The sequence below is a fragment of the Streptomyces sp. URMC 126 genome (assembly GCF_051386555.1).
In the GTDB taxonomy this organism is placed as follows: Bacteria; Actinomycetota; Actinomycetes; order Streptomycetales; family Streptomycetaceae; genus Streptomyces.
On the sequence record NZ_JBPQTX010001260.1, the window covers coordinates 1 to 242 of the forward strand.

The window sequence follows — 242 nt, forward strand, 5'->3', positions numbered from 1 at the left end:
GATCGGACGTTGACAGAACGTTGATCGGCGCCGGGCAGGCTCCTGGGCATGGCAATTGATTACTCCGGTCCGGTCGGGCAGCTGACCGGATGGTGGGAGCGCGCGCTGTGCGCGCAGATCGGCTCCGAGCCCTTCTTCCCGGAGCCGGGCAGAACACCCGTGGACGCCAAGAAGATCTGTCAGTCGTGCGAGGGGCGCGTCGAGTGCCTGGAGTACGCCCTCGCCAACGACGAGCGCTACGG

At 66.9% G+C, this 242-nt stretch carries 1 protein-coding gene; it reads left to right on the top strand.

What is annotated here, in order from left to right; genetic code table 11:
- Positions 1-48: 48 nt before the first annotated feature.
- A partial coding sequence (locus ACSNOK_RS35880) for a WhiB family transcriptional regulator (protein WP_436784843.1) occupies positions 49-242 on the top strand: 194 nt, incomplete at its 3' end.